Origin of the sequence: Vibrio sp. ER1A (genome assembly GCF_000733315.1) — a bacterium.
Classification (GTDB): Bacteria; Pseudomonadota; Gammaproteobacteria; order Enterobacterales; family Vibrionaceae; genus Vibrio; species Vibrio mediterranei.
In genome coordinates this window covers 1-8688 of record NZ_JPJA01000108.1, presented here as the reverse complement: position 1 = coordinate 8688, position 8688 = coordinate 1, and the positions used below count along the sequence as shown (strand labels likewise).

7 protein-coding genes and 1 pseudogene are annotated in these 8688 nt (G+C 39.4%); 3 read left to right on the top strand and 5 right to left on the bottom strand.

All coding sequences use genetic code 11. From position 1 onward, the window contains the following. Positions 1–335 precede the first annotated feature (335 nt). A complete protein-coding gene (locus tag HW45_RS28150) occupies positions 336–1214 on the top strand; it encodes a hypothetical protein (protein WP_038231514.1) in 879 nt (292 codons plus the stop codon). 2952 nt (positions 1215–4166) lie between these two features. Here the strand turns inward: HW45_RS28150 and HW45_RS29440 are convergent. From HW45_RS29440 to HW45_RS28140, 3 genes are all read right to left on the bottom strand, one after another. Beyond that, a complete protein-coding gene (locus HW45_RS29440) occupies positions 4167–4403 on the bottom strand; it encodes a hypothetical protein (RefSeq protein WP_152559737.1) in 237 nt (78 codons plus the stop codon). A 117-nt stretch (positions 4404–4520) separates the two neighbouring features. Further along, positions 4521–4655 carry a hypothetical protein gene (locus HW45_RS30220; RefSeq protein ID WP_268745567.1) on the bottom strand — a complete coding sequence of 45 codons (135 nt, stop codon included), beginning with the start codon at positions 4653–4655 and terminating at the stop codon, positions 4521–4523. Between the two features lie 226 nt (positions 4656–4881). Further along, positions 4882–5415: a hypothetical protein gene (locus HW45_RS28140; protein WP_038231512.1), complete on the bottom strand. Its 534-nt coding sequence runs from the start codon at positions 5413–5415 to the stop codon at positions 4882–4884. A gap of 579 nt (positions 5416–5994) precedes the next feature. On the opposite strand from HW45_RS28140, the gene HW45_RS28135 reads away from it, so the two are divergent. Together HW45_RS28135 and HW45_RS28130 are read left to right on the top strand one after the other, a co-directional pair. Then, positions 5995–6585, top strand: coding sequence for a DUF2913 family protein (locus HW45_RS28135; RefSeq protein ID WP_038231509.1), 591 nt, complete (start codon positions 5995–5997; stop codon positions 6583–6585). 6 nt (positions 6586–6591) lie between these two features. Beyond that, positions 6592–6921: a DUF723 domain-containing protein gene (locus HW45_RS28130; protein WP_038231508.1), complete on the top strand. Its 330-nt coding sequence runs from the start codon at positions 6592–6594 to the stop codon at positions 6919–6921. A gap of 26 nt (positions 6922–6947) precedes the next feature. Here HW45_RS28130 and HW45_RS29150 read toward each other — a convergent pair. Both HW45_RS29150 and HW45_RS28125 read right to left on the bottom strand, forming a co-directional pair. Further along, positions 6948–7346 (bottom strand): annotated as a pseudogene (locus HW45_RS29150) (IS5/IS1182 family transposase); the annotation flags it as partial. A gap of 258 nt (positions 7347–7604) precedes the next feature. After that, positions 7605–8666 (bottom strand): tripartite tricarboxylate transporter permease, encoded by a 1062-nt coding sequence (locus tag HW45_RS28125; protein ID WP_268745566.1) that lies wholly within the window; start codon positions 8664–8666, stop codon positions 7605–7607. Positions 8667–8688: the final 22 nt, after the last annotated feature.

Here is an 8688-nt window from a genome sequence, read left to right as displayed (position 1 = left end):
ACTGTATGCAGAGTCCTGGGTTCGTCTGGTGATACAGATGGTTCACTCGATGAGCGGTGAACAGCGCTTCATGCGGCTACACGTCGCACGCCCCTATTCGAGTTAGAGCAAAAGTTTATTCATATTGCGATACAACAGATTTCCCCTACTAAAATTTATCTAAAGGTCGTAAAAAAGCACCCTGCATCCTACTTAAGCAACATCTTGCGAACTAGTTTACTCTAGCCGTCATTAACACACTGACTTTTTGATATAGCAGAATAAAGGAGGCATTATAAGGATACAAAAGAAGCAGGTTCGCTGTCTAAGACGCGTTATGTACTGGAGGAATTTGAATGATCATCAGCAGCAAAACGAGTGAAAAACTTCGAAACTTAATAAATGAAGATACTGAGTATCGTTCTGGGCCAAATTTGGTTAAATTTTTTAATGCTCTAGGTTTTAATCACTCATATGGACAAGGCTTCCCCTCCCGTTGGAAGTATACAGACGATTGTTTAGAAGCAATCAATGGAACACCTCAACTTGATAAATGCATTAAAGCAGTATTCAATCCCGTCAATTTTATTAGCCGTATTGACGAGTTGGATCGCTTGATCGCCGAACTTAACCAGTATTTAGCTTTTGACAAATGGCAAGTTGTTAGAAATGAAGCTGAAATATCCTTCAAGAAACTTCATAAAGTGGAGTTAAACGAGGATAGCGTGAAATCAAATAGTTTGTCTGAGTCTGACTTTTTAAGTCGTGAGTTTAGTGGTTTCACTATCTCTGATTTAGGCTTGGACCCTACCGTAACTGACGTACTGAACAAACGAGTAGATGAAATTGAAAAAACTTATAGTTCGGCAGCTTATCTTTCTACGATTCTAATCGCTGGTAGCACTTTAGAAGGGGTTTTTCTTGGATTAGCTTCTAGTTATCCGAGAGCATTTAACACAGTGAAGTCTTCCCCCAAAAATCGTGAAGGTAAAGTTCAACCGTTTCATGACTGGGCTCTTGCCGCCTTTATTGATGTGGCAAAAGACTTAGAACTAATTCAGCTTGATACCCATAAATTTTCACATACTTTAAGGGACTTTCGTAATTACATTCACCCCTATCAACAAATGTCATCAGGCTTCACACCAAGAGAGCATACAGCTAAGATTTGTTTACAAGTACTTAAGGCTGCAATTACTGAAATAACTTTAAGTATCAATAAACTACGCATTTAACTCGGCTAAAGTTCATTCGAATACTGAAATACAATGAAATTCAGTACTTTTTTATGATATATGTAGAGTAATCCCCAATTGAATAATCAAGCAGTTGTCGTAGCTTGTAAGATAGAACTTTTTGATAGTTTGAGTGAGCTATATGTATCCTAACCTTGTTGAAACTTCGATTTTGCATGTGCTGATAATGCCGCGATCAGAAGACATTAAGGATCAATCGCCTTTTCAAGGTTACTTGATCGATTTGATTTCTAGTCAGCACTCTAGATTGCTTGAATACATGAGCATACTTCCAACTTCAGCAAATGAACTTTTCATTTCACATGAAGAGCTCATACGACATCGCATAAACTTATCTGTAAGCAATAACTTTTTGCTTGATAAAATCGCCTTTAAAAAATGGTTTGAAGTCTTTCAAGCACATCCATTTATATTTTGTTACTGCGTAGATGAAGAGAGTGCTACGTATGTTAAGGATATTAGTAAAGCTTCAAAATATCCGCTGTTAGCTGTGGGCTGGTCAGATATCTGCGACATTGTGTTGAGGGATGAATTTACTCCTTTTCTTTTGGATGAAAAAATTTCGGAAAGATTAAATTCACTAAAAGAAAATGGCGACTTAAATGAAAAGTCAAAAGACTTCTTATCATCAAGAGTAGCAAGAACTACTCAGCAGATAGAACTGGATCAAAAATCGTATAGCCACTCTGTTTCAAATGCGAATGAAGCAGTCTTATATTCACTTGGTTACAGTCTCTCAGGTACAAATGCCTTACAAGGAAGTAATGAACGTCAACCATACATTGAAGCTATTCTGGATACCTCACAAAAAGTTCTTTCCTTAACAAATGAGTATAAATCCACATCACTAAAATCAGACTTAGTCCTATACTGTCCTAGCATTTTTACTCACCTGTATAACTTCAAAGATCAATTCTGGAACAAAATTAGAAGAGATTTAAAAAATAAGAAATCCCAAGAGTTTCTAATTGACGGAGTATTTAGAAATAAATCTTACTCCGGATTTAATATGCGAGATTTCAACAAAGAAGATGTTACGAAAGTTTTTGAAAACAAAGTTTTTCAAATGATACTTTCAACCAGACAAAGTGAATTACGTTTGTCATCGGCAGCGATCAATATGTTATGTACTTCTTATTGTGTGCCAGCGGTTCGTCTAGCTAACTCATTAAATTTTTTCCATGGTAATTTTAAAGATATTGAATANNGATATTGAAAGCTTAGTTTCTTCTGGTACAGATAAATCAAAAAGAAAGCTTGATCGAAAATTCAAAGATTTAGTTGAAAAAATGAGAGGGGAGATTGATGAGCCACTTATTGATTTTATCGTTCAAAATTCAAATTCAATAACACTTTGTTCAAACATACATCTAGATTGGGTTTCTCTTGATCGAATCCCACTCATGTTCACACATGAAACATCTAAAATCCCTACTACACCGGGTAACATGTTTCTTCAAAGTTGTACTAATTTTTCCAATGTTACAGTTAAAAAAAATGAGTTGCTAAACATCACTGTAATCCGTTCATTTAGAGAAAATGATCCTCTGAAGTATAAACTCGAAGAGGCACTAACTCATTACTCAAAATTAGTTGATGACATCGAAATAACGATTGTAGATGTGGGGTCTGAAGATGAGTTTGTAATTGCCCTCAACGAAATTAAAGGGAGTATTTTAATAATGGATTGCCATGGAAATCATGGCGGTACTGATTCATATGGTTGGCTACAAATTGGCAGTGATCAAGTTGACATTTGGCACCTGCCGATAATATCACCACCAATTGTTATTTTGAGTGCATGCTTAACTTCAGCATTAGCAGGGTCACATGCATCAGTTGCAAATTCATTCCTTGCTAGAGGTAGTATCTCTGTATTGGGTACATTATTACCTGTGAATGCGATAAAATCTGCCATTTTCGTTGGTCGATTAGTATACAGAATAAGTGCTTTTCTAAAGGCTATTCAGAAAATGAGAGTAGAGGTATTAACATGGCGTACATTTATTACTGGCTTTCTACGCATGTCCTTTTGCACCGATTTTTTAATGTCTTTTAGAGACGAGCTGAAATGGATTACACCTGAAGAGTATACGGAACTGCATATTCAGTGCAATTACTTAATAAATACGAATCATCCAAATTGGTATGATGAATCTTTAAAGTTAATTAGCGAAGTTGCTAATAAGCCGATAGAAACGGTTGACATGACAATTCAGGATATAGGGTTGACCGAAACAATGTATTACTCTCAATTAGGTCGACCGGAAAGTATAGTTATTGAGATGTAATAGGAGTCTAAAGCTGGATGTTGGCAAAAGAACTTAGGGCAGAACCCTAGCGACTGTTTGAAGTATTATAGCTGCGATGGTTAAGTCTGGTTGCAGCATGAAGGAACTAAAAAAAGCGTAACTATTCACCCGCGAGACTAATAGGGTGGATTTGAATTCGGCAACAAAGCCGTTTTGCTTTTCCATATGCGGCACCTCTGTTATTTGGATGGTGTCGCTAGGACTCTGTTCTGCGTACTGCTCTAAATTCTCTCAGCGAAATTATACACATCTATTAAGTGAGCTACATCAAACCTAGTTTTATAATTGGTAGCTATTGATACTGCGTAATTTAATTTGTCTTCACCACCAATGCAGGAAATTGAGTTAAGTGGACTTTCCCCATACTTGTAGTGGTTCAAAATCTTCTTATTAGAGTAATAATTCTAAAAGGGTTTTGTCCAAACCGTTTCTGAGATTGATCAAGCTTAAATACTCATATCGAAAAGAATCGTCACGTTGATTATAGGTATCGCTGATGCTGGTATTGAGTTTCACTGTGTGGCTATTGATATCTGAAAACGCTTATTGACACTCTTCCAGAGACATATCCAAACACAGCATCAACGGAATGTTATGGCTACGCAGTTCGCCCTTACTTTTAACAGTCCAACGTTGGTGTGCTCCGATTCAATAAACTCTGGCTGTTCATTGAGCCCCCGGTCAATACGTAGTTCTCTGAGTTATTTTGGATATATTGAGAGATTCTCTTTGCACGAGTGGGATTCACATTGCGCTGCGAACGAGCTAGGACATTACCAGTATCAGACGCCACCAAACGCTGCAACACACCAAACTTAGCGCAGACAGCTGATATTTCAAAACAATACCCAGACATAATAGTTACCTCATTTTTGGGATTAAATGGATTAAAACCGTGAATTAGATATTGCCTTTCAAACGCAATTTGACTTCTTTTATAGTTTTAAAGGATTCACTACAAAGCCATTTCGCCCTAAGGCACAGTGGGTCTCAACAAAATACAACGGCTTTCCATCAATGTTGGAGATATCGAGTCTTTGGCAAACGTGAGTTTGATACACCGAAGACCAGTTAATGACATTGCATTGAAGATCGTTGGCATTTTCATAATTTACCTCCCTACTTCGCGTAAGCGGCAATTCAGAATGTGTGTTACTGGCTTTGTCATTAAACCGGCCTTACGAAGCTCATAAGCTCCTGTCATAAGAGTGTGAATGGTGTTCCTTAGCGCAAAACTCACTTGCTCAGGCCCATGCTGTATCAAGTAGGCTTGATTGGGGTGATGTTTGCATTCGGTCATAACTGACTTCTTGTATCGGACCTTTCATTACGTCTTACCCCATCATTTGTTGTGTTGAAAAATCAAAGTGGAACGACTGCAGTTCGAAACCATTCGCGGTACTTTTCAGCAGCAGTGCCGGCACGACGGTTTTAAAGCGAGAGAACATCACCACCCCTTGAAATAACGCGTTCCCTACAACGAACCATGACCATTGCTGCAATGCAGTCGTGCTCGCTAAGCGATGACATAACCTATCGATATCTTCGATACCCAACATACGTTGTTTGGGTAGGCACTGACAAACTTTTAGATATAACCCACTTTCTTTAAGCACACCGATGATCACACGTTTTTCAGCTCGTCGTTGTTCCCTCAGCACCTTCAGTTGACGTACCTTTTGAAACGCTTTGCTTAACGACATAGCAGGACGCTTTTCACGCTTCTGCAGTCGGATTTTTCGTCGCATCGCCAACAACGCCCTAGATCGAGAGATATCATTTTTAGGAGAGCTGACGTGCCCCACGGCGAGACGTGGGTCGCTGTTTTGACATGTAGAGAAAGTTGGGGTTGCATTTGGTTGTGTCATAGGAGTTTCCTTCTGTTTGAGTATCACTTTCTGGAGCCGCTTGGTTGTCCAGTCCTTCTCCATGGGTCTCATTAACAAGGGCGCGATAGCGTTCATATACCCATGTAAATGAGACTCTGGTAAAGGATGCTGAACACCCTGCGAGCGACAGACAGTGATGCGAGTAAAAGTAAGCTCGACACAGACAAACCAGTCCCTTACTCGAACTTCAATAGAAAGCAGTGAAATGACAAAAAGGAGGTCACGACGATGCGCAGTGAAGTGATAACAAAACGAATGCGTTCAGAATTGGGTATCTGGAACTTAGAAGCACATCGAGCTTGGCTCGATAGTTGTGTTTCAAGTTAGCGATACGAGGAGCAGCGCGACGAAATGTCCTGCCCGAAAGGTAACGCCAAAATTAACAAAGAGAGAAAAAAGAAGGAGCAGAGAGAGAGAACTTAATAAAAGAAATTATGTTTGATAGCTTATAGCTAGCTATAGCTTGAAATATAGACAGTTGACCCAATATAAGAAGTTCAAATGTTTCTCTAAAACAACAGTGATAATCACCACCTTCCAACAAACACAAAAACCAATATGCAAATCAGAAAAAACTTCGAATACTATAAAAATCTGTACAGCTTAGTCAGCAACGCCCTCCTCCATCTTTTGTTTCAAGTATCGATGTCTTCTCGCTATGTTCCTGTCACAAAGCGCAATGACATTCTACTTAAATACCTCAAGCCAAAGCTCAATGATAAAGGGTTAGCAAATATCAAAAAAGACATCAAGCTAATGATCCAAACCGCGAGAAACAAAGGAAGTAATTTGGAAATGAAACTGTATGAGATAAACGAGAAAGCCAAGCAAACTAAAATTGCTGGGGCAGAAAAGCTCTATTCATTGTTGGTCTATCTCTACGATGAAGAGCGGATTGAGTCCCGCTTATTTGAAGAGGGTCAAACCGCGAAGCCAGGTATTCTATACATGTTAGAAGAGCATATCGAACATTGCTTTAACCATGATGATTCACAAGTCGCTCCCTTATCTATGTTGATACAACTGGAACGCGCACCAGAGCTCATTGATGTTATTAATCAACAAGGCTGGTTCATCGCCGAAATGAAAGAATGGAATAGTGACACGTTCCAAGCTCACCTACTTCTCCACCCTGTGACTAAACACTAAAAAACCATGACTAGTAAAGAAGAAAGAGCAACACAATTTCTAGCTAACGCTAAAGAAAAGTTTGGTGAGCTCTATGATTATTCGAAAGTTAACTATGAAAACAACCGAACGCATGTCACTATCACTTGCCCTATACACGGTAATTTTCAAGTTTCACCAGCTAACTTTCTCACCCGAGAAATAGGTTGCCCTCACTGTAGACGTCAAGCATCAAGACAAAAAAGGCAAGAAAACTACAGCAAAAAAAGAGCTAAAGAAGGCTGCACAACAAATCAATTTAATGTGCGAGGCTACCAAACCAAACATTCCGACCTATTAAAGCTAATTTTTGATTAGTTACATAAGCTCTAATGTCGGCATCATTAAATTGGATCCGAGAGGACTAAAAGCGGTTCCTCCACAAATATAGCTAGAGGCGTCTCAAGCCCTGTAAATTTGTTGAACGCTTTAATCATGAGGTAGATACCAACCTGATCATTGTAGTTTCTTAGGTTTAGTTTCCTCACCTAACAACCGCTTTACTCGATGCATGGTTGCTCGCGAGAGTGAACGCTTGTAATAACCATACCGGTTTTTTACTTCTTATTTGAGCCGTTGAGCTTCTGACAGCCTATCTCCAGATTGCGAGGATGTCCTTGTTACCAGAAGTCTGCTCTTTCCCTTGGTGGAATGAAGAGAACAGCTCTTTTAACTCGGATAGCATCATGGCTATTTCTCGTGTCATAAACGCCATCACCTAACACCTCTATGATCGTACGATGTATCAGCTTAATGCTACGATATTTTAGCGATGTAGCCGCTCAGGTCGTCACTTCCTGATTTAGCTCTATCGAATTACGCAACAAAGCCTATCTATGTAGCTAATTGCTAATGAAACGACTTCTCGCAAAGCCACAATTTTAAATACAACAATACCCCACTGGCTATCACACTTCACACAAGTCGACATGGGTGAAAACCTATTGCGAAAATCAGCATGAATCGAAGACCAGTGGGAACAATCATTGACTTACAACCTGTTAAACCGCTTGCACTTTAGGTTTGCTCTTAATTGCTGAACGTACTGAGAATACGATAGAAGCCAATATGATTACCCAAAGGACACCGGCAATTGGACTCTTAGTGAAGAATATTGATAGATCACCGTATGCCTCGATACTTTTAACAAAATACACCTCTGCTGACTTACCTAAAATAAACCCAATGATAAAAGGAACCACTTCGAGACCCAGTTTGGGAGCGACGACGCCAAATATACCAAATAACACCAAGGTCCAAACGTCAAACATAATTCCATAATTTATCGCGAATGCGCCTATGACGCACATCATGACAATAATTGGATATAGGATGTACTTAGGAATCATCACTACGCGGGCAACATAACGAATGGCAAAGAACATCACTAGGAACATCACCAAGTTCGCCAAAACCAAGGACGTTACCATAAAGTTCCACGTTTCAAAGTTCTCATTGATGAACAGTGGTCCAACTTGGATCCCTTGCAGCGTGAAAGCACCAATCAATACTGCTGTGGTTGAGTCTCCAGGAATGCCCAAAGATAGCAACGGAATCAATGCCCCTCCAGTGAGACCATTATTGGCTGATTCAGAGGTAATAATCCCCTCAGGAGCCCCTTTACCCATTTGTTCGGGGTTTTTGGTAATGTTTTTTTGTTGTGTGTAAGCCAGTACAGAAGCAGCGCTTCCCCCAATACCAGGTAACATGCCAACAAATGTGCCGATAGAACCAGAACGCAACATGTTAGGAAGCTGTCCTTTAAAGACTGACCATTTAAATTTTTCTTTTTTATCCAGTTTAATTTGATCGGCCTGAACATCATTGGCTTTTTTGGCACAACACGCAGTGATAATTGTGGCAAGACCAAATAATCCAATCAACACTGGCAGCAATGAAAAGCCAAAGCTCAGCTGTTCCTCCAGCATCTCTGGCATTAAGCGATATTCACCGTTTCCACCGACAGATATATCATATGCACCGACTAAGCTTAAAAGTACACCGAATAAACCACTAAAAATACCCATCAATAAGTTTTTAGATAGCGATGAAATGACCGTCAACGGGCTTTGTTGCCGAATTCAG

What these genes read in the sequence shown, in the direction of transcription:
- HW45_RS28150 (WP_038231514.1), top strand. Translation starts at nt 336, where the DNA reads ATGATCATCAGCAGCAAAACGAGTGAAAAACTTCGAAACTTAATAAAT.
- HW45_RS29440 (WP_152559737.1), bottom strand. Translation starts at nt 4,403, where the DNA reads ATGTCTGGGTATTGTTTTGAAATATCAGCTGTCTGCGCTAAGTTTGGT.
- HW45_RS30220 (WP_268745567.1), bottom strand. Translation starts at nt 4,655, where the DNA reads ATGAAAATGCCAACGATCTTCAATGCAATGTCATTAACTGGTCTTCGG.
- HW45_RS28140 (WP_038231512.1), bottom strand. Translation starts at nt 5,415, where the DNA reads ATGACACAACCAAATGCAACCCCAACTTTCTCTACATGTCAAAACAGC.
- HW45_RS28135 (WP_038231509.1), top strand. Translation starts at nt 5,995, where the DNA reads ATGCAAATCAGAAAAAACTTCGAATACTATAAAAATCTGTACAGCTTA.
- HW45_RS28130 (WP_038231508.1), top strand. Translation starts at nt 6,592, where the DNA reads ATGACTAGTAAAGAAGAAAGAGCAACACAATTTCTAGCTAACGCTAAA.